Genomic DNA, 25347 nt, shown 5'->3' with positions numbered 1-25347 from the left:
TGTGGTCCGGGTCCCTCAGGAGCGGACGGGCGGGCGGTGGTCGGCGGTCTCGGTCCTGTGCGCCCGGCGGTTCTGCCGACGTAGCGCGAGCGTGTCGAACAGCGCGGCAAGAGCGAAGGTCACCCCCATCGCCGCGAACAGCAGGAGCGTGAACCGCTCCCAGAACTCCGGCGTGAGACTCGTGCCCACGTTCCTCGCCCCCTCGGGTCGGCATCGTTCCCCTTCGCTTCCAGCCAACTCCGATACGGCTTCCGGCACATGAGCCACGCGTCCCGAAGGCAGGGCCGGAGCGGCCCTTGCCGGGACGCGGTCCGCGCCCACGGACAACGCTCGCCCGTACGCGCGGTGGAAGGAGGACCGCCACTGCGCGGGACGACCTCCAAGGAGGCGCCGATCATGAAGCGGGGCGGCGACTCGGGTCGTGCACCAGGACGCCGATCGTTGCCACCACGGCGGCCGCACCGAACGGGACAGTTCTCCCTGCCAGGCCGGGTTGTTGGGACTGCGGGCCGACTGTGGTGCCTTCGGTGTCGATCGCTCCGGGCCAGTGGTCGCTCGGAGTTGCCACGGCACGCCTCCGTGGGCCGCAGAAAGGGCCGTTCGGTCCCGGGCAGGGCCGCACCGGCCCCTGCCGGGGCCACTGACCGCACAGCGATCCTGGCAGTGGAGGGACCCGCACACCGGCGTGCGGGCGCCGATCCGGGGAGGTGGTGGCCGTGCCGCGCCCTGTTGTGGTGGGACTGGACGGTTCCCGTGAGAGCCTCGCCGCCGCCGACTGGGCGGTCCGGGAGGCGCTTCGGCGCGGTCTTCCGCTGCGCCTGGTGCACGCCTGGGAAGGCGGCATGTCGCCCGACGAGTCGGAGCTGCCCGAGCTGGACGCGCCTCGCTACTGGGCGCGGCGGGTCCTGCGGGGTGCCCTTGACCGGCTCAACGAACGCTATCCGCAGGTGTACCTGAGCGCGGAGCAGATCTCCCGGCCGGCGGCCGACGCCCTGGTCGCCGCGGGCGACGAGGCCGAGCTGCTGGTCCTCGGCAGCCGCGCGTTCAGCGGTCTCGGCGGCTTCATGGCCGGTTCCGTGGCACTGGCGACGGTCGCCCGTGTGACGCGGCCCGTCGTGCTCGTCCGGGCGGATCAGACCCTCGAGGACGAGCACGAACCGGACGCTCAGGGCCGGCCGTCGGCGCACACGCCCTACCGTCCTGTCGTGGTCGGCGTGGACCCGGCTCAGTCGTGCGAGGAGTTGCTCGGGTTCGCCTTCGAGAGCGCGATGCTGCGTGCCGCGCCCCTGCGCGTGGTTCACACGTGGCAGCTGCCGTACGTGCCTCACGCGCTGGAGGCGAAGGCGCGCCGGGACGTGCGGGCGGGCGCCGAACGAGTACTGGAGTCCGTTCTCGGACCGTGGCGGGAGAAGTACCCCGCGGTGGAGGTCACCAGGCTGGCCGAGGAGGGCCGTCCGGCGCCGCACCTGCTGGACGCGGCACGGGACGCCGGTCTGCTGGCCGTCGGCCGCAGGATCCGCCCGGCCAGGATCGGCGTCCACACCGGGCCGGTCGCGCACGCGGTGATGCACCACGTCCGCTGCCCGGTCGCGATCGTGCCGCACGAATGAGTCGTCCCTCCCGGTTCCGCCGGCAGGGGACGGACCGGGAGGGACCGGGTCGGCGCGGCCGTATCTCCGCTCCTGCCCGTCGGCTCCGACACCCGCACAGGTGATCCAGGGCGCGGGGTCGCTGCACCAGGTGAACGTCCTGGCCGTAGGGCCAGGCCCAGCCTGTCGGGCTCGGAGGGCGACGGCGGTGACGAAGCCGCCACCGAACCTGGAGCGACGGTTGGCCAAGGACGCTGGTGCCGGACGGCCCCGGAGTGCGGTCCGACCGACCGTCGCGGCGCCCGCCCCCGCAGCCCGACCAACGTGGCCGACCTCCGGACGGGGGCCTCCTCCGTCACCTCCACCCCGCGAACCCCGGCGGCCCGTAACGAAGGATGTGCGCCGGTCAGCCGGTCGTAGGTACCAGCACCACCGGGCAGTGGGAGCGATGCAGGAGCGTGTGCGCGACCGGGCCGACCTGCGGCCCGAGCCGGCTCGTACGACGATGTGCGCCGATCACGACGACGGCGGCCTCGTACGTCGCGTCCAGCAGGGCCTGGGCCGGTCCTCTGCGCACCGTGCGGGTCTCGACGTCGACCTGGGGGTGCTCTTCCCGCAGCCTGGCCAGGTCGAAGCGCGGCACGGCCTTCTCGGCCGGATCGTCATGGAGGCGCCGCCGTTGCCCGGGGCTCGTCGCGAGGATCAGGGAGGGAAGTTCGCGGGAGACGTACCGGTGGGTCGAGTGCAGGACCCTCAGCCGGGCACCTCGCCGCCGCGCCTCATGAAAGGCATAGGAGGCCGCGTCCGCGTCGGAGTCGTCCTCCAGGCCGAGCAGCACACTGCGCTCGCCGTCGCATGGATGGTCACCGCGTACGACAAGCAGAGGACCGTGCACATGAGCGGCCAGTCGCAGGCTCACCGAGCCGGCCAGCAGCCCGGTGACGCCGCCGAAGCCGCGGGTGCCGACGACGGTCAGGGCAGCGCCCTCGCTCTCGCGCACGAGGACCCGCACCGCGCCGCCCGCCAAGGCATCGGTCACCACGGACAGGTTCGGATGACGTTCCCGGACACGTGTGGCGGCGGACGCGAGGACGGGTTCGGCCTCGTCGCGGTCGTGCACCGCGTACACGACACGCAGCTGAGTTCCCCGGCGTGCGGCCTCGTCCGAGGCCCGGTCCAGCGCTCGTACGGCGTTCAGGGAATCGTTCACACCGACGACCACAGGGTGGAGAGCCATCTCCCTCTCCCTTCTGCTCTGTGCTGGCGACGCTCGTCCGTCCGCGACGTCGCGGGCAGGGGCCACGCGCACCTGGCACCATGCCGTACGGCCCCCGCCGCGGGGCCGTACGGTCCCGCACCGGCGCGCAACGGGGCGGCCCCCGGGACCCCTTCCGCGGGTGCAGCCAGCGGCCCCGGCGGTGCCTGTGCTCCCCACACGCCAGTTTGTACCCGCCGGGGCGCGCAGGCTTGGGCCGGTCGGCCCCGCGGGATCGGGCGGACTGGGCCGATCGGCCCTTCCGCTCCCCGCGAAGTGCAGGGTTCGCTTGGGCCATGTACGAGAACCCCACCAGGTCCTCGTCGTCCCTCCCAGCGTCTGCCGTCGCTGGTACGACCGTGGTGGAGCTTGGCGGCGAGCTCGACCTTCTCGCTGCACCGGCCCTGAGGACACGGCTGGACTCGCTGACCGCCGGGACGTGCCCCGATCTGGTGCTCGATCTGCGTGCCGTGTCCTTCATCGACTGCACGGGGCTCGGCGTCCTGTGCCGGGCCCGCAACCGCGTCACGGCCCGGCAGGGCCGGCTCCGTCTGCTCACCGAGGACACGTGCTTCCTGCGCGTGCTGCGCGTCACCGGTCTGGCGAACGCTTTCGAGATCCACCCCGACCTGCCCGCACTCGTCGGCGCGCACGTGGTCACCGTCCCGGCGGGCTGACGGGCCCCCGACGGCTGCCTGCTCACGGCTCGGGCGCCGAGCACTGCACGCGCCGCGGAGCTGCGGAACCCTCTGGGCACGCGTGGGTGCTTCCGTACACATTCGGCCCCTCCGATCCGAGGGGGCCGAACGGCCGGGTTTCAGGGCCGTCCGGTGCCGAACAGGTCCTGGACGGCTCTCCTGCGGACGACCGGATCCTGCCACCGTGGACATGTGATGGCTGTCGGCTGTCACTTCGGGGAAGGGAGGAGCGACATGCAGCACCGTACGGTCGCAGACCTGATGACCCGCGATGTGGTCCGGGCCCGGCGTGAGACGCCCTTCAAGGAGATCGTCGAGCTGTTGGCCGAGAACGACGTCACCGCCGTACCGGTGGTGGACGAGCTGGACCACCCCTTGGGCGTGGTGTCCGAGGCAGACCTGCTGCGCAAGTGCTCCGCCCAGGCCGACCCGTCCGGGCACACCCCGATTCCGCATCTGGAGGCATGGGAGCGGGCCAAGGCCGCCGGTGCCAGGGCGGAGGAGTTGATGTCGACGCCCGCCGTCTGCGCGCATCCGGAGTGGAGTGTGGTCGAGGCGGCCCGGCTCATGGCAGCCAAGAACGTCAAGCGGCTGCCCGTCGTGGACGAGGCGGACCGGCTCCGGGGCATCGTCAGCCGCAGTGATCTGCTGCGGATCTTCCTGCGCCGGGACGACGCGATCCGCGACGAGATAACCGAAGATGTGCTGCGCCGGACGCTGGGCCTCGCGCCCTCGGACGTGACGGTCGAGGTACGCGAAGGGGAGGTGACCCTCACAGGATCCGTCGAGGTCAGCAGCCTTATCCCCATCATCGAGCGACTGTGCGGGAACGTCGACGGGGTGGTCGCGGTCTCCGCGCACATCGGGTGTCGGGTCGGCCGGTGATGAGACTCGGTCTCGGGCCGAAGGTCCTCGACCGCAAGGCCGCGAGGCGGGTCGCCGACGGAGCCCCTGTCGCCCATGCTGGAAGGAGAGTCACTTGGCTCTTCGGGTTCACGTCCGCGGAGGTGAGCCGCATGACTCCGCCTGTTCGGCACGTGCGGGAAGGCCTCGGACCTCGTGCCGCTCCGGGCACCGCCGCCCACCGGTGTGAAGGCCGACGACGTGCGTGCCACCCTCACCGACCGCAGCCTCAAGGTCACCGTCCCCGAGACCTGGCCGGCCAAGCCGCACCACATCGCGGTCTGGGGCCGAGGCACCGCCGGGCGGGGCACAGCCGCGGGTGAGGTCGGCCGACGTCCCACGCAGAGCAGGGAGGAAGCCATGAAGGTCGGAGTGCTGACAGGCGGCGGCGACTGCCCCGGCCTCAACGCCGTGATCCGCAGTGTCGTCCGCAAGGGAGTCCAGGAGTACGGCTTCGACTTCGTCGGGCTGCGGGACGGCTGGCTCGGTGCGCTTCAGGGCAATGTGGTGCCGCTGGACATCGCCAACGTGCGGGGAATCCTTCCACGCGGCGGAACCATCCTCGGCTCCTCCCGCACCAACCCGTTCAAACACGAGGACGGGGTGCAGCGCATCAAGGACATGCTCGCCGCGCAGGGGATCGATGCGCTCATCGTGATCGGCGGCGAGGACACACTTGGTGTGGCCACCGAGCTGAGCCGCCAGGGGGTCAATCTGGTCGGCGTACCGAAGACCATCGACAACGACGTGTCCGGCACCGACTACACCTTCGGCTTCGACACGGCCGTCGGCATCGCGACGGAGGCCATCGACCGCCTCCACACCACCGCCGAGTCGCACATGCGCACACTGGTGGTGGAGGTGATGGGGAGGCACTCGGGGTGGATCGCCCTGCACGCCGGCGTGGCGGGCGGCGCCAACGTGATCCTCATCCCGGAGCGGCCGTTCGACATCGATCAGGTCTGCGCGTGGGTGAAGGGCCGATTCAAGATCCACTATGCGCCGATCGTCGTCGCCGCCGAGGGAGCCGTCCCGATCGAGGGGCAGATGGTCCTCAAGAACCGGACGCTGGACGAGTTCGGCCACGTGCGCCTGTCGGGCATCGGCGAGTGGCTTGCCCAGGAGATCGAGGAGCGCACGGGCACGGACGCCCGTACCACCGTCCTCGGCCACGTGCAGCGCGGCGGCACGCCGAGCGCCTTCGACCGCTGGCTGGCCACGCGCTTCGGGCTGCACGCCGTCGACGCGGTCAAGGACGGCGACTACGGCAAGATGGTGGCCCTGCGCGGCACCCGGATCATCCGCATCCCCCTCGACGGCAGCAGGGCGAAGACCAAGCTGGTGGACCCGTCTCTGTACGACGAGTTCGAGGTGTTCTTCGGCTGATCCTCTCCCCGTCAGCCGGCATACGGCTCCCCCGTCAGCCGGCATACGGCACGACCGCCACCGGACAGCGGGTGTGATGCAGTACGCCGTGAGTCACCGGCCCCAGCCGGCCCTCGGGCGCCCGCGGGTCGGTGCGACGGCCCACGACCAACAGGCCCGCTCCCAGGGACCCGTTCACGAGCGCCTGCGCGGGGTGGAGCAGGACGACGTCGGTGCGGGTCGTTACTTCCGGATACTTCTCCTGCCTCGTGCGCAGGGCGTCGGAGAGCCGCAACACCTCCTGGTCCTCCCAAGTGGCGCGATCCTCCTCGGTCACGAACAGCCTCTGGGAGGAGACGGCCTCGGCGGGAAGAGCCCAGGCCTGAACCACCCGCAGACGCGCCCCGCGTGCCTCGGCTGCCGAGAACGCGAAGTCGATCACTTCACCGACCGGACGGTGCGCGTCGAACCCCACCACCACCTCGGCGCCACCGCCCGCCACCGGCGTCCCGTCCCCGAAACCCTCGACGGGCCGTTCGGGTACGAGCACCGCGGGGCAAGCGGCTGCCGCGGCGACACGAAGGGCCACCGACCCGACCGCGAGTCCGTCGAAGCCGCCCGCGCCACGTGCTCCGACCACGAGAAGCCCGGCGTCACGCGCTGCGGCGAGGAGTGCCATGGCCGGGGCGTCGTCGGCCTGCTCGCCCCGAACCCGCAGGTCCGGGTAGCGGGTGCCCAGATCGGTGATCGCCCGCTGGAGCATGTGCTCCCCCATACGGTGCAGGGTTTGCGCGGCGGGGGCCGGCACGGCACCGCCCGGCAGCGGTGGCATGGCGCGCATCAGCCGCAGCTCGACACCGCGCAGCAGCGCCTCCCGCGCGGCCCAGTCGGCCGCGGCCAGGCTGCGTTCGGATCCGTCGACACCCGCCAGCACGGGGTGACTCATCGCGCCCTCCTTCGCCCACCGTCCACGTCCGCAGGCGCACCCCACGTCTCCTTCGCCCTTTTCTCCCACTGTTCCACGGCGGGCCCCGAAGGTCCCGGCGAAAGAGCCGTCCGGCCCTCTCCGCTCCGCACCACCACGGCGCGTCGATGGAAGGCACACGGCATTCGTGAGGAGGCGGTGCCGGCGTTCGGCTTCGCCGGGACGGACACCGGACGTCCCCTGAACACAAGGTGGAGAGGAACCATGACCTACGGCACACAGGTATGCGACGAGTTGCGGGCACCCGCCCAAGAACTGCGACAGGCGATCCCGCAGGTGTACGTCCCTGCCCGCAGGCGGCGCGGGGCGCTCGGGTTCGCGGCCGTGCTTGAACGATCACGAGGGCGGAGACAGCTCACGTGGGGCACCGGGCCCTGTGGGGCCGGACGTCGGCTCCGCAGGGACCATCGGCCCAGTGACCGGACGCCGATGCCGTTCGAGGGTGGGACGGGGATGCGGGGGAACGGACCAGCGACCTGCTGGAGGCCGACTCATGAGTGCACAAAATTCGCCGTCCGCGTCCGGCCCGCCCCCACCGCACCGAGAGCACGCGTCGAAGGGGGCGAACCCCCTGCGGCGTACGTCCGACAAGATCGAATCCTGGTTGTGCGGCTTGTTGACGCTGGTGTTCGTCCTCGGTCTGCCGGCCGCCGCACTCGGTGCCGGGCTGACGGCGTACGGGTCGTCGATGCGCGCTGTGCATACCCAGTCGGCACAGCGGCAGGAGGTCACCGCCCGGCTTACGGCGGACGTCAAGGGCAGTGCCGAAGACGCGAAGCGACAAGCGAGGGTCCGCTGGACCGACGGCAACGGCACGGTGCGGACGGGAACCACCCTGGTGGAGCCGGGAACGCCCAGGGGCACGACCTTGCAGGTGTGGGTGGACCGGAACGGAACCCTCACCGGCCCACCGATGAGCACGCTCAATGCCAGGACCACGGGCTGGCTCGTGGGCGGCATGGCGGCGGCCTGCGTGACCGCCGGATTCTTCGCGACGCGGGCCGGCGTGCGCCACTTGCTGGATCGCGGGAGGTACGCGCGCTGGGAGGCCGAGTGGGTCCTGGTGGAGCCCCTGTGGTCCGCGCGCTTTCGCAAGTGACGGCCGCGGCGCGGCGGGAAGGCGGAGGAGGTGACGCCCGTGTCCGATGCGATGACCACCGATCTGTACGAGGTCACGACGGCGATGTCCTGTCTGCGGGAGGGCAAGACCGGCCCGGCGGCCTTCAGCCTCTTCGTCCGCGGCCTGCCTGCTGAGGGAGGCTTCCTGCTCGCGGAGGGGCTGGAGACGGCCCTGGACCACCTGTCCGGCCTGCGCCTCGGCCCCGACGACGTCGCCGCCTTCGCCTCCGCCCCGCACCGGCCGCCCCGGGAACTTCAGGCCCTGCTCGGCCTGGAGTTCACGGACGACGTGCGGGCCGTGACGGCGGGGCGGATCGTGCTGGCGGAAGAGCCACTGCTGGAGGTGACCGCGCCGCTTCCGGTGGCGCAGCTTGCCGAAACATACGTGCTCAACCAGCTGAGCCATCAGCCCACGCTCGCCTCGAGGGCCGCGCACCGCGTACCCGCCGCGGCCGGGCATCCCCTGGTGGACTGCTCCCTGCGGGGGACTCCCGGCCCGCGGTTCGGGTTCCAGGCCGCCCGCGTCGGTGCGATGGTCGGCTTCGCGGGGACCAGCAACGTGGCCGCGGCCACCGCCTTCGGCACACCTGCCGCCGGAACGATGGCCCACTCTTTCGTGGAGGCGCTCGCAACCGAGGAGGAGGCGTTCCGCGCCTTCGCACGCTCCCGCCCCGGGCCGGTGACCTTGCTGGTGGACACCTATGACACCGAGGAGGGCGTCCGCGTCGCGTCCCGTGCCCTGCGGGACCTGGACCGCGGCCCGGTCTCGGCGGTACGCCTGGACAGCGGCGACCTCGGGAACCTGGCGGTGCGAGCACGAGCCGTCCTGGACGGCGCGGGCCTGACGGACGTGCGCATCATCGCCGGCGGCGGTCTCGACGATTACGCCGTTGACGGCCTGGTCCGCTCGGGCCCGCCGATCGACACGTACGCCGTCGGCACGTGCGTCGGGGTCTCGGCCGATGCACCGTTCCTGGACTCCGTCTACAAAACGGGGGAGTACGACGGCCGACCGGCGCACACCCCCGTCCCCCAGCTTCCGGATGCGAAACGAACCGAATCCGGATCACATCGGTCCATACCGTTCCAAGGAGGAAGCTAATGCCGCATACGACGGAATGGAAGGTTCGTCTTCACCTCTTCGAGGACGACGAGGGAACGACGAAGGCACACGTGGTCCTGGACACCGGCACCACGACGCTCACCGGCCACGGGTCCGCGCACTGCAGTCCCACGGACATGAACGTGCCCGAGATCGGCGACGAGCTGGCGGCGAGCAGAGCCATGAACGACCTCTCCCAGCAGCTGCTCGACGTCGCCGAGCGCGACATCGAGGACGTGGGCGCAATCCCGCCCGACACCCGTCAGGTCACAGGATGGCCCACGTGAGCCCCGGGACCGGAAGGCAAGGAGGACCAGCCATGACCCATCCCGTACGACGCGGCAGGGGCACCCATCCCATGTGGGACCCCTTCCGTGAGATCGAGGATCTCCGCACCCGCATGGACCGGCTCATGCATGCGACCTTCCCCGTCGCCGGCTACCCCGAGTTCGGCACCGCCGAGGCGTGGGCGCCGCTGGCCGACGTCGAGGACACTGAGGACGCCTACCTGGTGGAACTGGAGCTTCCGGGTGTGGACAAGGAACAGATCACCGTGGAGGTCACTGAAGGGGAACTGGACGTCCACGGTGAGATCAAGGAGAGGGAACGCACCGGGGTCGTCCACCGGCACACCCGCCGCGTCGGGCAGTTCGACTACCACACCACCCTGCCGCCCAACGCGGACACCGAGCACGTCAGCGCGGATCTGACCAACGGGGTGCTCACGGTGCGCGTTCCCAAGACCGAGAGGGGCAAGCCGCAGCGCGTCGACATCTCCGGCTGAGCCGGGTGTACCGGGTTCGGCAGGCAGGCGCCCGTTTCCGTCAAGGGCCGACGGTTCCGTAGCCGCCGGCCCTCGCGCGACGGCGGCCCACTCGCCTCTCAGCCGCGCTGGACTGCCCTCAGATGGCAGGCGAGCGCCGGGAGTCGTCCGTCCGGTACGTGATGTGCTCGGCGACCGACACCACACCGTCGACGCTCCGGCACAGCCGCTCGATGACGGGGATCAGGCTCCTGAACTCGACGGAGCCGCGGAGGCCGACCTGGCCCTCGTACACATCGACCGTCACCTCCAAGGGATCGAGCCCCACCGTCCGGCGCAGCACGTCCTCCGCGATCTCGTCGCGGATGGCGTCGTCCCGGCGCAGGAAGATCCGCAGCAGGTCGCCGCGGCTGACGATACCCAGGAGCCGGTCCGCCTCGTCCACCACGGGCAGCCGCTTGACGTGGCGGGTGTCCATCAGACGGGCAGCCTCGACCACGTTCCAGTCCGGACGTGCGCAGAGCACCGGGGTCGACATCAGTTCCTCGGCTCGGGCCCCTTCGGCCTTGGCCCGTTCCCAGGCCTCCAGGTGCGGAACCGGGGCCCGCCCGGACGGGTCGGCTTGTCCGGCGCTCTTGCGCAGCAGGTCGGCCTCGGACACCACGCCGACAGGATGATCCCGATCGTCCACCACGGGTACGGCGGTGACATCGTTCTCCGCCAGCAGCCTGACGAGCTCTTTGAACGGCATGTCACGCCGTGCCCGGACCACGTCCCGGGTCATGAGCTCCGCAACCGTTCGGTGGTGCATGTCGCCTCCCGGACAGGGGCCGCCCGGCCCCGCGAACACGGGGCTTTCGGCCCCATGCGGCGGTGTGTCGCACATGGCACGTTGGATACAGCACCATTCTGCGGAGAGGGCGGCGGTCATGCGAGCTCACCTCGGCGACCAACTTGTCATCGAAAGTCCCTCGACCGGCGCCACCAGGCGCGACGGCGAGATCGTCGGACTCCACCACGAGGACGGAACACCTCCCTACGACGTGCGGTGGACGGACACGGAGGAGGTGACACTCGTGTTCCCCGGGCCCGACGCGCACATCCGCCATGCCGAGCACGGGCAGCCCGGCACCGCCCCCGAGCCTTCCCGGCCGTACACGGGCGAGGCGGAGACCGTAGCCGCAGCCGCCCGGCCGGCCGGCCGGGACACCTGACCCCGGCGACATCGGCCGGCGCGTGGCCGTCGAACGTCGGCGACAGAAACTGAGCCGGGGGGAAACCGCCCGCCGCGCACGAATGTCACCCAGCTACCTGGCGTACCTGGAGGAACGGCCCGCCAACCCGACCCCGGCCACTCTCATCAGGCTGGCCGACGCGCTGGGCACGACCGTCAGCGCCCTGCGCGGAGAAGGGGTCGATCTCCCTGCCGGTCAAGGCCACGCGCTGCTGCATCCCCGGCTGCGCGACCTCGGCCCGGAGGAATGCCGCACGCTCCTGTCCACGCACGGGGTGGGGCGTATCGCGGTGACGGATTCCGACGGACGCCCGGCTGTCGTCCCGGTCAACTACGAGGTCGTCGACGACACCCTCGTGTTCCGTACCGCGCCCGGTTCCCTTCCCGCGGCCGCCGCAGGAGCGGATGTGGCCTTCGAGGTCGACCACATCGACGAGGCTCTCAGCCAGGGCTGGAGCGTGCTCGCGGTCGGCCCGGCCGGCGTCGTGACGGAGCCCGACGCCGTGCGCAGGCTCACGCGGAGCGCCCACACCCCGCCATGGGCGGGGGGTCAACGAGAGATGTGGGTGTCGATCCGGCCCACGAGCCTGACTGGCCGCCGCATCACTCCTGCCGATGAGTAACCGATGGGAGCGATGGCGTCGCCCCGGCATGCCGCTGACTCGCGAGAGGAGACTCCGGTGGGCCGACGGGTGAGCCGCACACCCGCGGATGGAAAGGCGCGTTCGAGCTGCCTGCCGGCCTACATCGCGCCGGCCAGGCTGCTGCCCCGAGTTCGCCGGCGGTCAGCGCCCCCCTTTCGCGGGATCGGACAGGCACCGGATCTACTCGGAGCCGGGGAGGTCGCGGTACCGGAACTCCTTCCGGCGAGAGCCGTCCGTATGTCGCGGCGGTCCGTGGCCGGTGCGACGGTAGTCACAGGAGACCTTTCAGCAGCCGGATGGACAAGGCGGTGGCGGCGATGGAACTCCCACTGGTCGTGGGCGTCGACGGATCGGACTCCAGTCTGGTGGCGGTCGACTGGGCGGTGGACGAAGCGGCACGCCACGGGCTGCCGCTGCGCCTGCTCTACGCCTCCCTCTGGGAGCGTTACGAGGGAAGCCGACCGTCCCTCAGAACCGATCGGCCTGCTGAGGAGATCTTGGTGCAGCACATCATCGCCTCCTGCACGGAACGCGCCCGGCTCCGCGATCCCGCGGTCAAGTCCTCGGGCGAGGTGCTGCCCGACGATGCCGTGTCCGTGCTGCTGAAGGCAGGGCACGAGGCGTTCGCCCTGGTCACGGGCTCCCGCGGGCGCGGCGACATCGCCGGGCGGCTGCTGGGGTCGGTCAGCCTCGCGGTGGCGGCCCGCGCGGTGTGCCCGGTCATCGTCGTCCGTGGCTCGGAACGGAACCTTCGAGGGGCCTACGGCCGGGTCGTGGTGGGCGTCGGCGACTCGACCGAAGGCGACGGCGCCGTACGGTTCGCCGCCCGCGAGGCCCGGGTGCGGGGCTGTGCCCTGACCGCCGTACGGGCCTGGCGGAGCCCGGCCCACGAGCCGGTGGACGACCTGCGGACCGCCGGTGACGCCTCTGGGGCGCATGAGGAGCAGGCTGCCAACCGTCTCACCGACGCGCTCCGTGAAACCGGACGGGAGCACCCCGAGGGCGAGGTACACCGCCAGCTGACCGAAGGACCGGCCCACCGTGTTCTGCTGGAGGCCTCGGCCGATGCCGATCTGATCGTCGTCGGCGCCCTGCGCCGGCACGGTCACTTCGGTCTGCAACTCGGCAGGGCCGCCCACTCGTTGCTCCACCACTCCGAGTGCCCGGTCGCCATCGTCCCTCAGCAGGTCTGAGGCTTCGCTGCGCGGGCGGGGCTGCCACGGCTTCCGAAGCCGCATGAGGGGCGGCGGATGTCGCATGGGAGCGGGACCGCTGGACGGTCTGGGCTGGCGGCATCTGGAGCGCCCCGAGCACACGCTCCCCAGGTCGTCCACGACGGCCACAAGGAGCCCGCTGATGCCCGCCATGGGATCCGACATCGACCGCGAGCGGCGACGGCGACGATCGTCGCCGTCGCCACCGCGATTCCTGCGCACCTGATCCTCACCCATCTGCGCACAGAGCACGGAGCACGGAGCCCAACAGCCATCACCGCCTGGCTGTATCCCGTGCTGCACCGCCTCGCCCCGAGTCACACCACGACCACGGAACACATCGGCCGCGCCATGCTCGCGGTCACCCGTCAACCCGTGCGGGACCGCGTTCTGTTCAGCCCCGACATCAACCGGCTGGGTGCCTGATACGGGCACTGTCCTGGCTGCGCGTGTTTGCCGTTCACGCGAGCGGCAACGCGGAGTACATGAACCAGTCGAACAGCGGCACGAATCAAGATTCCGCATCCAAGCCCAGTGCGTCCACCAAGGCCCGGAAGGCCACCGCGAAGGCGACCGCTCCCGCATCGCAGGCGGCGGACAAGGCGGCCGAGAAGTCCGGTGACGTGGCCTCAGCAGCCGTGGACGTGGCCGAACGCACGGCCGGAACGGGCACGGCGCTCGTGCACAGCGCGGCCGAGCGTGTCCAAGCCGGCCGCCAGGCCGTCATCGACGCCTCGGGACAGGCGGTGGCCTTCGCCGGGACGGCGTGGACGGTGATCGCCCATCGAAAGGTCCTCGCCGCCGGTGTCGGTGCGGGCTTGTCGGCGTTGACCGTGACGTCGTATCTGGCGGGCCGCCGTGCGGGTCACCGCACGCTCGGTCCGATCACCCGGCTGACCGGCGGGCGGATCTGAGGCGAGAGGCGAGCCCCTTCGCTCTTGTCCCGGGAGGTTGCCTCCGGGCGGGTCAGCCCTGGGGCCCGCCCTTCGCCGCCCCGCGCCCCAGCGTGCTCTCGCGCTCGACCAGCCGGTAGTCCGCCCAGACACGCCGGGGTTCGGGGGCCTCGCCGCCCACCCGGGCGAGCACCGACTCAACGGCGAGCCGGCCGATGGCCTCCTTGTCCGGTGACACGGAGGTGAGCGTCACCGCGCCGAAGTGCCCCTCGACCACGTCGTCGAAGCCGACGACCGCGATGTCCTCGGGGACGCGAAGTCCGCGCTCGTGCAGGACACGCATGGCGCCGATGGCCATCGGGTCGTTGTAGGCGAAGATCGCGTCGGGGCGCCGTCCGGCCTCGAGGATGCGGGTCATGGCCGCCGCGCCGTCGGCGTGCCCCCAGCCGTCGGTGGCGGCCACGAGCCCGTCGTCGGCCGGGAGTCCGGCGGCGGTCAGTTCCTCGCGCCAGCCGCGTACGCGCAGTTGTGCGGGCTCGCTGCGGCCGCGGCGGTCGCCGATGAACGCGACCTCCCGGCGCCCAAGGCCGACAAGGTGCCGGACGGCCGCGCGGGCCGCGGCCACGTTGTCGACGGCGATGTGGTCGTACGGCAGGTCGTAGTCCCGCTCCCCGAGCAGCACCAGCGGGACGTTCTCCGCGCGGTCGCGCAGGTCCTCGGTCTCCAGCTCGATGGGGCTGAGGATGAGGCCGTCGATGACGCGCGCGCGAAAGCCCTGGCTGACCAGGAGTTCCTGTTCGCGGCGTCCGCCGGTGTGGTCGAGCAGCACGATGTAGTCGTGGGCGGCGGCGGCGTCGATGACCGCGGCGGCGAGTTCGGCGAAGTAGGGGTTGCCGAGTTCGGGCAGGGCGAGCGCGATCATGCCCGTGCGTCCCTTGCGCAGGTGCCGGGCGGCCAGATTGGGCCGGTAGCCGAGCGCGTCGATGGACCGCTGAACGCGTTCACGCATGGCGGGGGTGACGTGCTGGTAGTTGTTCACCACGTTGGAGACGGTCTTGATGGAGACCCCCGCGTGGGCGGCGACGTCCTTGAGGCTGACCCGCACGGCATTCCCTTTCGAAGCGGCCCGGCTCGGGTGGTCGGTGCGGGTCCGGTGTCGCCACCCTGAGCCTGACGCCGAGTCCCGGTACTTGACATTTACAACGTTATACATTCGCCCTCGTCGCACTGACAAGGCGTTGGACGATCGCCCGGCACCAGTACCACACCGGGCAAGAAACCCGCCATTGAAGGCCGGCGACGTGACGTCACCGACCCGGACCCACAGAGGCTGCGGCCGGGCCGGTGACGTCATGGCGAGCGGTCGCTACGGCCGCTGTCGGCCGGCTACGCGGCTCACGAGCCGTCGCCCGACGCGGCGCCGGCCGTCACGTCGGTCACCGTCCAGCGCTGGTTGGCGCCGGAGTTGGGCTGCCATACGCCGACGGAGGCTCCGTCGTTCGTGGACTGGCCCGAGACGTCCGGGAGTTGGCCGGTGGCGGCGTTGACGAGAGTCCAGGTGCCGTCGCCGGTGCTCGACATGATCCACTGGGCGGCGCTGTCGCGGCGGCCGTTGTCCGGCTCGGCCACCAAGGCACCGTCGCGGACGGCGAGACGCTTGTCCTGCGTCGTCTCGGTGAAGACGTACCGCTTGCGGTTGTCCTCGCCGCGGATCTGCTCCAGCCGCCACTGCTGACCGCTCGGGTCGGCGGCGGCACTCTTGATGACGAGGCCGGTGCCGTTGGCGGCGATCGTGAGGTCCTTGCCGCTCTGGACCCCGGTCAACCGGTAGGTGTGGCCCTTCTGGAGCTCGGCCGCGTCCCCGGCCACGCCGGACACGCCCTTGACGAGGAAGGACGTCACGGACTGGGCGGGCACCGTGATCGTGGCCTGCTTCCCGTCGACCCGGACCGGCCGCTGCCGCTCCAGTTTGCCGTCGGCGCTGGTCACCACCGGGGTGACGGTGGCGCGGGACGAGACGTGCCCGAACTTCGAGAGGTCGAGCGTGACCTGACGGGCCTCGGCGGTGCTGTTGACGTGCACGACGGTCGCCGCGTCGCCCTTGCGGGAGAGCGCGGCCGTGCTGGAGGTGTCGTTCGTCTTGATCAGCCGGTCGCCGGGCTTGATGTAGTGGGTGAAGTTGCGGGCGGTGTCGAACTTGGTGTTGGTGTAGATCGGGCAGGTTTCGAGGGTGTCCTTCGAGGTGCAGCTGAAGGAGAGCTGGATCTCGCCCCAGTTGCCGCCCTTGTCGGACTCACCGCCGGGCTTCATGTTGTCGTAGTCCTCGACGGGCTGCCAGAACACCCAGGCGCGGGGCTCCAGTTCCCGCAGGTCGTCGACAATGCGCTGGGCGAGGCCGAGGCCCGGCCGCATGTCCGTGAAGCTCTGGCCGTCGCCCCAGTCGCCCTCGACCTCGCTCATCCACAGCGGCTTGTCCGCGGCCTTGGCCAGATCGCGCACGGTGGTGCGCTGGCCGGTGCCGTAGGTGTGGACGTTCATCTGGCCGACGAGGTCGCGCACCTCCTGGGGGTAGGAGTTCCAGTTGGTGGCGAAGGTGCCCGGGTTGGTCTCGTCCATCGCGGAGATCTCCGCGTTCGTCCTGGACTTCGCGAGCGTGGGCGCCAGCGCGCGGATCACCTTCTGCTGGAGTTCGGGGCCGATGTGGGCGCCTTCCTGCCGGCCGCCGACTGGCTCGCCGTCCGGGCCCAGCTTGGTGCCCCAGTAGTTGGTGTTCGGCTCGTTGAACGGGTCCAGGGTGTCGACCTTGATGCCGTGCGCCTTCTCCAGCCGCTCGGTGGCGCCCACCAGGTACTTGGCGAAGTCGTCGACGGCCTCCGTCTTGAGCTGGTCCTTGCCCGCGTCGAAGTTGCCGGAGACGTAGCCGCTCTCGGTCATGAACCACGGCGGCGAGTTGCTGAACGTCTCCCAGTGGGTGATGTCCTTCTTGATGCGGTCGACCCACCAGCGCTGAGTGGCGTCGGCCTTGTTGTTCCAGTCGGCGGGGTCGTCCGCGTCCCACCAGTCGACGTCGTCACGGGTGGTGCCCGCCGGGGCCTTCCACCAGCCCTCGACCGCTCCGCCAGCCCGGAGGTAGTCCTTGACGTCCGGGGCGTTGCCGCCGCCGATGTTGTAGCGGGCGATGTTCAGGGCGAGGCCGTCGTCGCCGAAGAGGAGCTTGGCCAGCCTCTCGCGTATCGCGGGCGGGTAGTCGCCGGTGGCGTTGGCGAACCAGACCAGGCTGGTGCCCCAGCCCTCGAACCTCTCCTGCTGGTAGGAGGGGTCGGGCCTCACGGTGACCGCGGCGGCCGCTGCCGTGTCGGCGTGCGCGAGGGGCAGAGTCGTGGTGGCCAGGACGGTTCCGGTCGCCAGGGCGGTGACGCCGAGGGCCCCGAAAAGCCTTCTCTTACGGGTGCGGTGTGCCATCTCGAGTACTCCAGCTCTTCTGCGTGCGCGCGTCCCGGCGGGACGCAGAGATCGGGGCCCGAAGGGGGCGGTCTGGTGTGTTTCGGTGGGTTCTCGTATGATTTCGACTAGCCGATGTTTACGTAAACATCCATTGGCGCGATGTCTACACTGTGCGAATCTCGCCGGTCAAGGAGTCGGCCGGGACCGAAAGTTGAGACCGAGAGTTGCGTGGCTGGGGACGAGATGGACACGACTGACGACAGCGGTGGTACACCGGCGGGAACGCGCCGGTCGGAGAGCCGCACGCGCCGGCGCGCGGCCCGTCCCCGGCAGGGCGCCTCAATGGCCGACGTCGCCCGCGTGGCCGGTGTCTCCTCCCAGACGGTCTCCCGCGTCTCCAACGGCTTCCCCGGCGTCACCGAGGAGACCCGTCGGCAGGTCCTGGCCGCCATGCGGGAGCTGGGCTACCGGCCCAACAGCGCCGCGCGAGCCCTCAAGCGCGGCGAGTTCCGCACCCTCGGTGTGATCACCTTCTCGCTCTCCACCATGGGGAACATCCGGACCCTCGAGGCGATCGCCACATCGGCCGCTCAGGAGGGTTACGCCGTGACGCTCCTTCCCGTCGCCGTGCCGACCCAGGACGAGGTGAACGGAGCCTTCTCACGCCTGGGCGAACTCGCCGTGGATGCCGTCATCGTCATCATGGAGATCCACCTGCTCGACGCGGCGACCGTCTCGCTGCCGCCCGGCGTCCAAGTCGTGGTGGCCGACTCCGACGCCGGCGACCGCTACACCGTGGTCGACACCGACCAGGTGGGCGGAGCCCGCGACGCGGTACGGCATCTGCTGGACCTCGGTCACGACACGGTGTGGCATCTGGCCGGCCCCGAGGGATCGTTCGCCGCCCAGCGGCGTGCCGACGCGTGGCGCGACACCCTCACCGAGGCGGGCCGCCGCCCGCCGCCCCTCATCCGCGGCGACTGGTCGGCCGAATCCGGTTACCGGGCCGGTCTGCGGATCGCGGAACAGCAGGACTGCACGGCCGTGTTCACCGCCAACGACCAGATGGCACTGGGCCTGCTGCGCGCCCTGCACGAACGCGGACGGAAGGTACCCCACGACATCAGCGTCGTCGGCTTCGACGACCTCGCCGAAGCGGCGTCCTTCCTGCCTCCCCTCACCACCATCCACCAGGACTTCGCCGAGGTCGGACGGCTCTGCGTGGAAGGGGTCCTCAGCAAGATCCGCAATCCCGCACAGGAAACGGCGGGACAGGGCACGACCCTTGTCCCGACGCGGCTCGTGGTACGCGAGAGCACCGCACCGCCGCCGCAATGCAGTTAGGGCCGACAGTCCCGCTGTTACGGTGCGCCCATGTCATCGATCAAGCAGTTTCAAGTCACCTTCGACTGCGCGGAACCCGAGCGCGTCGCTCGCTTCTGGTGCGAGGTGCTGGGGTACGCCGTTTCGCCGCCACCGTCGGGATTCGCCACTTGGGACGACTTCGACCGCTCCCAGCCTCCCGAGGACCGGGGTAAATGGTTCGCCTGCAGCGACCCCTCAGGCGTGGGCCCGCGACTGTTCTTTCAGCGCGTCCCCGAAAGCAAGGTCGTCAAGAACCGAGTGCACCTCTGCGTGAGGGTCGGCACCGGCCTCGTGGGCGAGGAGCGCCTCGCCGCGCTCGAAGCGGAGTGCGCACGGCTGATCCCGCTCGGGGCGGTGCGCGTGCGGCTTCTGTACGACGGCAACGACTCGTGCATCGTGATGCAGGACATCGAGGGCAACGAGTTCTGTCTCGACTGAGCGCCCGCACCGGACTCCCGTTTCCGCAACCCACGTCGGCGTCCCCGCGTCCAACTACACGACAGACAACTGTCGATCACCCAGGAGAGCACGTGGCCAAGAAAGACCCGACGGCGGACGCGGCGCAGGAGAAGGACCGCGAGAAGTGGATGGCGCGTTTCCAGGTGCGGCTGGCCATGCAGCCCGGCGTGGACCGGGCAGTCGTACTCCAAGCGGTCAAGGAGGTCACGGTGCACTGCGCGGAGACGGGCGAGCACCCGCGGGCTGCCTTCGGCGACCCCGACGCGTACGCCGTGCAGGCCGCCGCGCGGCTGGTGCCGGCGGATCGGGCAGCGCGCGAGAGGCGGGGCAACGCCGTCATGGACGCGCTCGGCTCCGTACGTGACGTGGCGGGCAAGCTCGGCGGTCTGTGAGCCTGCAGCCAGGTGATGCGGTACACGATCTCCGTCGTGGGCGGACGGCGTTCCCACGCCCCTCACACGGGAACGTCCCTGCCCCGCACCCAGAGTCACGGTACGGGGCAGGGAGTGAAGGCACGGCCCAGCCGTCAGCCGAGGTCGAACTCAGACCCGCCCTCGCCGGCACCGGACGCTTCCTGACCGGAGCCGAACGCGTCCTGGCCGGAGCCGAAGCCGCCCTGGTCGGAGCCGAACCCGCCCTGGTCGAACGCGGGCGCGACCGGAGCGCTGTTCCCGAAGCCGGCTCCGGTGTTACCCATCTCGTCGTCGTCAGCGAGGGCCTGGCCCGCGCCACCGAACAGAACGGTTCCGGCGAGAGCGACGGCGGCCAGCACGGTTGGTGCACGCATGAGCATCTCCTTCAGTCGATGGTCAGTCGCCGTAGGTATGCCGCCGACTCCCGCACGAGTAGCACCGACCTGCACACAAGCACCCGAATAGGGGCTCATATGGCGCCGACCGAACCAAAACCCTCGCCAGGTCATGGCCACGGCGCCGCTGACGCCACGTCAGGACGTGGACGGCGACGGCCCCCACGGGCACGAACGCCCGGAGACGTCGAGCTCAGGTGAGGTGGACCTCGGTGCTGTCGGCGGTCGCCGCCGGGTGACCAGCCGAGGCTGTCGTTCGTCAGACCGCTGGGGCGCAACCAGCATCGACTGAAAGGGAATTGCTGTTCGCCTCCTGCCTGGCCACGGGGCGTTGTCAGTGGTGGCAGGCAGGATGGCCCGTATGACGACAGCAGTTGCAGAGATCGTGGACGCCGCCGCCTACGCGCAGGCGGTCCAGGACGCGGTGAAGGCCGCAGCCGCCTACTACGCGGGCGGCACGTCCGTCTTGGACGACGAGAGCTACGACCGACTGGTGCGCGGCATCGCGGCCTGGGAGCGTGATCACCCCGACGAGGTGCTGCCCGAGTCGCCGACGGGGAAGGTGGCCGGCGGGGCCGCCGAGGGGGACGTCCCGCATACGGTGGCGATGCTGAGCCTGGACAACGTGTTCTCGCCCGAGGAGTTCACCGCCTGGACCGCGTCCCTGGGCCGGCGCATCGGACATGACGTGGCCCGGTTCAGTGTCGAACCGAAACTGGACGGTCTCGCGATCGCCGCCCGCTACACCGGCGGCCGGCTGAGACAGCTCATCACCCGGGGCGACGGGACGGCCGGGGAGGACGTCTCGCACGCGATCGGCACCATCGAGGGCCTGCCGGAGCTGCTTTCCGAACCGGTCACCGTGGAGGTGCGCGGCGAAGTGCTCATGACGACGGCCCAGTTCGAGCACGCCAATGAGATACGCACCGCGCACGGCGGGCAGCCGTTCGCCAATCCCCGCAACGCCGCCGCGGGCACCCTTCGCGCGAAGGACCGCGTGTACACCGTGCCGATGACGTTCTTCGGCTACGGTCTGCTGCCGCTTCCCGACACCGGGACGGACCTGGCCGCCCTGCTGGCGGAACTCGCCCACAGTGAGCTGATGGCGAAGACGGCCGCGTACGGGGTGAACACCACCGCCGGCACCGCCGTGCCCGGCCTCGTCGCGGACAGCTGCGAGCACGTGCTGGCCCGAGTGCGGGAGATCGCCGCCCTGCGCGCACAGTTGCCGTTCGGCATCGACGGGATCGTCATCAAGGCCGACCTGGCGGCCGATCAACAGGCAGCGGGGAGCGGCTCACGCGCCCCGCGCTGGGCGATCGCCTACAAGCTGCCCGCCGTGGAGAAGATCACCAAGCTGCTCGAGGTGGAGTGGAACGTGGGCCGCACCGGCATCATCGCCCCACGCGCGGTCCTGGAGCCGGTCGAGATCGACGGCTCCACCATCACGTACGCCACCCTGCACAACCCGGCCGACATCACCCGCCGCGATCTGCGCCTGGGCGACCACGTCATGGTGTACCGCGCCGGCGACGTCATCCCCCGCATCGAGGCCCCCGTCGCCCACCTGCGCACCGGCGACGAACAGCCCATCGCCTTCCCCGAGACGTGCCCCCGGTGCGGCTCCGGCATCGACACCAGCGAGCAGCGCTGGCGGTGCGAGAACGGCCGCAACTGCCACCTGGTCGCCTCCCTCTCCTACGCGGCCGGCCGCGACCAGCTCGACATCGAAGGCCTCGGCCACACCCGTGTCGTCCAGCTCGTCGACGCCGGCCTGGTCACCGATCTCGCCGACCTGTTCACTCTCACCCGCGAGCAACTGCTCGGCCTGGAGCGGATGGGCGAGACCAGCACCGACAACCTTCTCGCCGCCCTCGCCACCGCCAGGACCCGACCGCTGTCACGGGTGCTGTGCGCGCTCGGTGTGCGCGGCACCGGCCGGTCCATGTCCCGCCGTATCGCCCGCCACTTCGCCACCATGGACGCCCTCCGGGCCGCCGACGCCGAAGCGATACGACAGGTCGACGGGATCGGCACCGAGAAGGCTCCGTCCATCGTCGCGGAACTCGCCGAACTCGCTCCCCTCATCGACAAGCTCGCCGCTGCCGGGGTGAACATGAGCGAACCAGGAGCCACCCCGCCCCCGCCCCTGCCCGCGGACGGCAGCGACAGCAGTCCCGCGGAGCCCGTCGCGTCTGCCGCCGGCCCGCTGGCCGGGATGACGGTGGTCGTCACCGGCACGATGACCGGGGCGCTGGAAAAGCTCAGCCGCAACCAGATGAACGAGCTCATCGAGCGGGCCGGCGGCCGTTCATCCTCCAGCGTCTCGAAGAAGACCGCTCTGGTCGTCGCGGGAGAGGGTGCCGGGTCCAAGCGAGCCAAGGCGGAAGACCTCGGCATCCGGCTGGCCGCACCGGACGAATTCGCCGCGCTCATCGCCGACTTCCTGGAGTGACCCAGGCTGGGCCGGTCTCGAGGTGTCTCACCTCACAGCGGTTGCCCCGGGACACCAGGAACAACCCGAATCGGTTGACCGTTCACCTATACGTGGCTGGCGGAGGGGACAGTGTCCCCGGGCCTCACCTATAGCCCATGGGGACGATCGTTCGGCTGAAGCCCCATGGAGCCCTCCGCCGAGAGGCGACCGCCCTCCGCTTGCCACCACCCACGGCCCCGGCTGGTCTCCCCCGTCCAGCCGGGGCTTTCCCTTGGTCATTCACTCGGTTTCCTGCCCTGCGGATCATGTGATCACTAGGCTGCGACGATGGAAGGCTCAACCAACGCGCCCGAGGCCGCCGCCCAGTCCGCCGATCCGGTCGGGGTGAACGACTACGACAGTTTCGCCGAGGCGTACTCGGCGGAGACCGAGAACAACCTCGTGAACGCGTACTACGCGCGGCCCGCGATGTTGGCCCTCGCCGGAGACGTGGCCGGCCGCCGGATCCTCGACGCCGGTTGCGGCTCCGGCCCGCTGTCCGCCGCAATGCGCGACCGCGGCGCGGTCGTCACCGGCATCGACGCCAGCGCACGGATGCTGGAGTTGGCGAGGCAGCGGCTCGGTGACGACGTGGCCCTGCACAGGGTCGACCTGAGCGACCGCCTGCCGTTCGCCGACGGCGCGTTCGACGACGTGGTCGCGTCACTGGTCCTGCACTACCTGGAGGACTGGGGCCCCACACTGACCGAGTTGCGGCGCGTGCTCAAGCCCGGCGGGCGGCTGATCGCGTCGGTGGATCACCCCTTCGTGGCCTACACCATCCAGGAGCCCCGGCCCGACTACTTCGCGACCACCAGCTATTCCTTCGACTGGACGTTCAACGGGCAGTCCGCCCCTATGACGTTCTGGCGCAAGCCGTTGCACGCGATGACCGACGCCTTCACCGCCGCCGGCTTCCGCATAACCACCATCAGCGAGCCGCAACCAGACCCGGCCGCCCGTGAGCTGTTCCCCGAAGCCTTCCACGGCCTCTCGACCAAGGCCTGCTTCCTGTTCTTCGTCGTCGAGGTACCGCCGTCGGCCAAGGGCTCGGAGGACTAGCGGGCTCCGCCCGATCGGACTCGCGCCATCACCTGGTCGGCCAATTTTCGCGGGGTCAGCTCGCCATCCAGGAACACCGTGTCGCTGGGCAGCGCGTCAGCCGCGGCCATGCACGTATCGATCCTGTCCTTGCACCAACGGCGGGTCCGTTCGTCCTGCTCGGGGTTGTCCGGCGTAAAGCTCCGGCCGTCGATCCGAGTCTCCAGGACCTCACGAGAGACCTTGAGGAAGAAGTGGTGGACGTCGATGTCCGCATCCTTCAGCGCACCGAAGATCTCGCCGACATAGCCGGGGTTGACCAAGGTCATGGGGACCAGAACGGGGCGGCGGTACTCCTCGACCAGGCCCACCGCCAGGTCGGCGACCTGCCGTCGCCACAGCGGGAGGTCCTGGAAATCGCATCACCGTTCACCCAGACGATCAACGTAGTCCTCCACGCCCTTGGCTGCCGCGACACCCTATCGATCGCCGATCACGCACCCATACGAAGGTCAACCAGTCGGCACGCCGATGAGTTCCGTAAGCGCCGCGGGTCTATGACTGCGAAGGGCGCCCAAGCCCGCCGAGAGGATCGTCGGGCCGTGAGCGCGCCGGGCGACCCTACCCGAGGAGACGAACATGACCGCCACCTACACCTTCGACGTCTTTTCCAGCCTCGACGGCTACGGCTCCTACAGGGACGCGGACTGGGGCGGCTACTGGGGCAAGCAAGGTCCCGAGCTGCTCGACCGCCGCCTCGCTCTCTTCGGGGAGGAGCAGCGGATGGTCTTCGGTGCCAACACCTACCGGGACTTCGTGCAGCTGCTGGGTGCGGGCGCGGAGGAGACCGGCGTGGGTGATCCTTGGGTCGCCCGGATGAGGAGCATGCCGACGACGGTGGTGTCGTCGACGTTGGAGGGCCCCCTCGACTGGCCCGACGCGACCGTCGCGCGCGGTGACGCCGTCGACATCGTCGCCCGGCTCAAGGCGGAATCCGACGTGCCGTTGCGCTCGCACGGCAGCCTGTCGTTGAACTGGGCGCTGATGGCCGCCGGGCTTGTCGACCGCGTCCAGGTGACGATCTTCCCCGTGATCACCGGCCGCAGCGGCGTCGCCCCGATCTTTGGCGGTGCCTCCGACTTCGACCTGGAGCTGATCGAGCACCGAACGCTCGACGGCCGCACCCAAGAACTCATCTACCGCCCCACCCTCCACTGACCCGCCTGCCATGCGCGGTCCTCGCATCAGGCCAAGCGGCTCAGCAGGAGCCGTGCCTCGTCCCTCGCGGCGGTCACCGCCTGCTCGTCGAGCCCGCACAGCCGCAGGCAGGCGGAAGCGATGGCATCCGTGTCGGCCTCATCCGGTTCTCGGGTGCGTCGTATCTGGATGACGACCTCCACCAGCTGGATCAGGAGTTCGCCGATTCGTTCGGGCGGCAGGCTGCGGGTGAGGGTCTCGGGTGCGGTGGCGGCGCCCAGAGCCCCGTAGCTTTGCTGCAGTTGGCCCCGGTCGGCTCGGAAGGTGTCGAATCGTTCCGCCAGGACCTCCGGCAGGAGGTAGAGCGTGCCGATGTTGTAGGGCGTGCGGGACAGGGTGTGTACGTCCGTCGTCGCGACCGCGTACAGCGCCGCCGCCGCGCTCGCCCGTTCGGGCACCCAGGCCTGGATCCGTTCCACCATCTCCAGGCTCGGCCGGACCGAGGTGGCCAGCAGCTCGGCGACGATCTCGTCCTTGGTGGCGAAGTGGTAGTACAGCGAGGCCTGCCGGACGCCCACCCGCTCGGCGATCATCCGGGTGCTGGTGGCGGCGATGCCGTGCTCGACGAACAGGGCACCAGCGGCGTCGAGGATCTGCTCCCGGGCGGAGGAGTGGGGATCGGACGCCGGCGTGTGCCGGGGCCTTCCTTGGCGGGGCTGCTGCGTCTTCGTCATGATCCCATCCTGCCTCCCAGGAGGCGAGCGGTCAGCGGGGGCCGGCCCGCTACCCGGTG

23 protein-coding genes and 3 pseudogenes are annotated in these 25347 nt (G+C 70.6%); 17 read left to right on the top strand and 9 right to left on the bottom strand.

Annotation, left to right across the window (positions count from 1 at the left end; all coding sequences use genetic code 11):
* Positions 1-15: 15 nt before the first annotated feature.
* Positions 16-189 (bottom strand): hypothetical protein, encoded by a 174-nt coding sequence (locus tag ACIRD7_RS16865; protein WP_403453608.1) that lies wholly within the window; start codon positions 187-189, stop codon positions 16-18.
* 527 nt (positions 190-716) lie between these two features.
* Here ACIRD7_RS16865 and ACIRD7_RS16860 point away from each other — a divergent pair.
* Positions 717-1610 (top strand): universal stress protein, encoded by an 894-nt coding sequence (locus ACIRD7_RS16860; protein ID WP_403453607.1) that lies wholly within the window; start codon positions 717-719, stop codon positions 1608-1610.
* A 385-nt stretch (positions 1611-1995) separates the two neighbouring features.
* On the opposite strand, the gene ACIRD7_RS16855 is transcribed toward ACIRD7_RS16860, so the two are convergent.
* Complete coding sequence (locus ACIRD7_RS16855; RefSeq protein WP_403453605.1) at positions 1996-2826, bottom strand: universal stress protein; 831 nt, start codon at positions 2824-2826, stop codon at positions 1996-1998.
* A gap of 314 nt (positions 2827-3140) precedes the next feature.
* Between ACIRD7_RS16855 and ACIRD7_RS16850 the strand changes: the two genes are divergently transcribed.
* The 3 genes from ACIRD7_RS16850 to ACIRD7_RS16840 all read left to right on the top strand — a co-directional run bounded on the left by ACIRD7_RS16850 (position 3141) and on the right by ACIRD7_RS16840 (position 5831).
* Positions 3141-3521: an STAS domain-containing protein gene (locus ACIRD7_RS16850; protein ID WP_403453604.1), complete on the top strand. Its 381-nt coding sequence runs from the start codon at positions 3141-3143 to the stop codon at positions 3519-3521.
* Between the two features lie 255 nt (positions 3522-3776).
* Positions 3777-4427: a CBS domain-containing protein gene (locus tag ACIRD7_RS16845; protein WP_403453602.1), complete on the top strand. Its 651-nt coding sequence runs from the start codon at positions 3777-3779 to the stop codon at positions 4425-4427.
* A gap of 378 nt (positions 4428-4805) precedes the next feature.
* Positions 4806-5831, top strand: coding sequence for a 6-phosphofructokinase (locus ACIRD7_RS16840; protein ID WP_403453879.1), 1026 nt, complete (start codon positions 4806-4808; stop codon positions 5829-5831).
* Between the two features lie 34 nt (positions 5832-5865).
* On the opposite strand, the gene ACIRD7_RS16835 is transcribed toward ACIRD7_RS16840, so the two are convergent.
* Entirely contained in the window at positions 5866-6756 is an 891-nt protein-coding gene (locus tag ACIRD7_RS16835) for a universal stress protein (protein ID WP_403453601.1), read from the bottom strand.
* 532 nt (positions 6757-7288) lie between these two features.
* Between ACIRD7_RS16835 and ACIRD7_RS16830 the strand changes: the two genes are divergently transcribed.
* The 4 genes and pseudogenes from ACIRD7_RS16830 (at position 7289) to ACIRD7_RS16815 (ending at position 9800) form a co-directional block, all read left to right on the top strand.
* The gene (locus ACIRD7_RS16830; RefSeq protein WP_403453600.1) at positions 7289-7894 is read left to right on the top strand and encodes a hypothetical protein; all 606 of its coding nucleotides are present in this window, start codon (positions 7289-7291) and stop codon (positions 7892-7894) included.
* A gap of 39 nt (positions 7895-7933) precedes the next feature.
* Positions 7934-8980, top strand: a pseudogene (locus tag ACIRD7_RS16825) (nicotinate phosphoribosyltransferase); the annotation flags it as partial.
* Between the two features lie 35 nt (positions 8981-9015).
* On the top strand, positions 9016-9303 hold the full coding sequence (locus ACIRD7_RS16820; protein ID WP_403453598.1) for a DUF1876 domain-containing protein: 288 nt from the start codon (positions 9016-9018) through the stop codon (positions 9301-9303).
* A 32-nt stretch (positions 9304-9335) separates the two neighbouring features.
* The gene (locus ACIRD7_RS16815; protein ID WP_403453597.1) at positions 9336-9800 is read left to right on the top strand and encodes an Hsp20/alpha crystallin family protein; all 465 of its coding nucleotides are present in this window, start codon (positions 9336-9338) and stop codon (positions 9798-9800) included.
* A 118-nt stretch (positions 9801-9918) separates the two neighbouring features.
* On the opposite strand, the gene ACIRD7_RS16810 is transcribed toward ACIRD7_RS16815, so the two are convergent.
* Positions 9919-10590, bottom strand: coding sequence for a CBS domain-containing protein (locus ACIRD7_RS16810; RefSeq protein WP_403453595.1), 672 nt, complete (start codon positions 10588-10590; stop codon positions 9919-9921).
* 118 nt (positions 10591-10708) lie between these two features.
* Between ACIRD7_RS16810 and ACIRD7_RS16805 the strand changes: the two are divergent.
* The 3 genes and pseudogenes from ACIRD7_RS16805 (at position 10709) to ACIRD7_RS16795 (ending at position 13785) form a co-directional block, all read left to right on the top strand.
* A pseudogene (locus ACIRD7_RS16805) lies at positions 10709-11636 on the top strand (pyridoxamine 5'-phosphate oxidase family protein).
* 338 nt (positions 11637-11974) lie between these two features.
* Positions 11975-12850, top strand: coding sequence for a universal stress protein (locus ACIRD7_RS16800; protein WP_403453878.1), 876 nt, complete (start codon positions 11975-11977; stop codon positions 12848-12850).
* 470 nt (positions 12851-13320) lie between these two features.
* Positions 13321-13785: a hypothetical protein gene (locus ACIRD7_RS16795; protein ID WP_403453594.1), complete on the top strand. Its 465-nt coding sequence runs from the start codon at positions 13321-13323 to the stop codon at positions 13783-13785.
* A gap of 52 nt (positions 13786-13837) precedes the next feature.
* Here ACIRD7_RS16795 and ACIRD7_RS16790 read toward each other — a convergent pair whose 3' ends face one another.
* Together ACIRD7_RS16790 and ACIRD7_RS16785 are read right to left on the bottom strand one after the other, a co-directional pair.
* The gene (locus ACIRD7_RS16790; protein ID WP_403453592.1) at positions 13838-14869 is read right to left on the bottom strand and encodes a LacI family DNA-binding transcriptional regulator; all 1032 of its coding nucleotides are present in this window, start codon (positions 14867-14869) and stop codon (positions 13838-13840) included.
* A gap of 290 nt (positions 14870-15159) precedes the next feature.
* Entirely contained in the window at positions 15160-17226 is a 2067-nt protein-coding gene (locus tag ACIRD7_RS16785; RefSeq protein ID WP_403453591.1) for a glycoside hydrolase, read from the bottom strand.
* Between the two features lie 324 nt (positions 17227-17550).
* Between ACIRD7_RS16785 and ACIRD7_RS16780 the strand changes: the two genes are divergently transcribed.
* The 3 genes from ACIRD7_RS16780 (at position 17551) to ACIRD7_RS16770 (ending at position 19424) form a co-directional block, all read left to right on the top strand.
* Positions 17551-18552, top strand: coding sequence for a LacI family DNA-binding transcriptional regulator (locus tag ACIRD7_RS16780; RefSeq protein WP_403453590.1), 1002 nt, complete (start codon positions 17551-17553; stop codon positions 18550-18552).
* 30 nt (positions 18553-18582) lie between these two features.
* Complete coding sequence (locus ACIRD7_RS16775; RefSeq protein ID WP_403453589.1) at positions 18583-19011, top strand: VOC family protein; 429 nt, start codon at positions 18583-18585, stop codon at positions 19009-19011.
* Between the two features lie 92 nt (positions 19012-19103).
* A complete protein-coding gene (locus tag ACIRD7_RS16770) occupies positions 19104-19424 on the top strand; it encodes a hypothetical protein (RefSeq protein WP_403453588.1) in 321 nt (106 codons plus the stop codon).
* 134 nt (positions 19425-19558) lie between these two features.
* Here the strand turns inward: ACIRD7_RS16770 and ACIRD7_RS16765 are convergent, their stop codons facing one another.
* Positions 19559-19819, bottom strand: coding sequence for a hypothetical protein (locus ACIRD7_RS16765; RefSeq protein WP_403453587.1), 261 nt, complete (start codon positions 19817-19819; stop codon positions 19559-19561).
* A gap of 382 nt (positions 19820-20201) precedes the next feature.
* On the opposite strand from ACIRD7_RS16765, the gene ligA reads away from it, so the two are divergent.
* Positions 20202-22295, top strand: coding sequence for an NAD-dependent DNA ligase LigA (gene ligA, locus ACIRD7_RS16760; protein WP_403453586.1), 2094 nt, complete (start codon positions 20202-20204; stop codon positions 22293-22295).
* Between the two features lie 309 nt (positions 22296-22604).
* Positions 22605-23378, top strand: a complete 774-nt coding sequence (locus ACIRD7_RS16755; RefSeq protein WP_403453584.1) for a class I SAM-dependent methyltransferase — start codon at positions 22605-22607, stop codon at positions 23376-23378.
* On the opposite strand, the pseudogene ACIRD7_RS16750 reads toward ACIRD7_RS16755, so the two are convergent.
* A pseudogene (locus ACIRD7_RS16750) lies at positions 23375-23776 on the bottom strand (TmrB-like protein); the annotation flags it as partial. The gene ACIRD7_RS16755 and the pseudogene ACIRD7_RS16750 overlap by 4 nt on opposite strands.
* 220 nt (positions 23777-23996) lie before the next feature.
* On the opposite strand from ACIRD7_RS16750, the gene ACIRD7_RS16745 reads away from it, so the two are divergent.
* Positions 23997-24575 carry a dihydrofolate reductase family protein gene (locus ACIRD7_RS16745; protein ID WP_403453582.1) on the top strand — a complete coding sequence of 193 codons (579 nt, stop codon included), beginning with the start codon at positions 23997-23999 and terminating at the stop codon, positions 24573-24575.
* A gap of 26 nt (positions 24576-24601) precedes the next feature.
* Here ACIRD7_RS16745 and ACIRD7_RS16740 read toward each other — a convergent pair whose 3' ends face one another.
* Positions 24602-25288 (bottom strand): helix-turn-helix domain-containing protein, encoded by a 687-nt coding sequence (locus ACIRD7_RS16740; RefSeq protein WP_403453581.1) that lies wholly within the window; start codon positions 25286-25288, stop codon positions 24602-24604.
* Positions 25289-25347: the final 59 nt, after the last annotated feature.

The sequence above is a fragment of the Streptomyces sp. NPDC093568 genome (genome assembly GCF_044764945.1).
GTDB lineage: Bacteria > Actinomycetota > Actinomycetes > Streptomycetales > Streptomycetaceae > Streptomyces.
The sequence above is the reverse complement of the archived record's forward strand: the minus strand, read 5'-3'. Positions and strand labels throughout refer to the sequence as shown.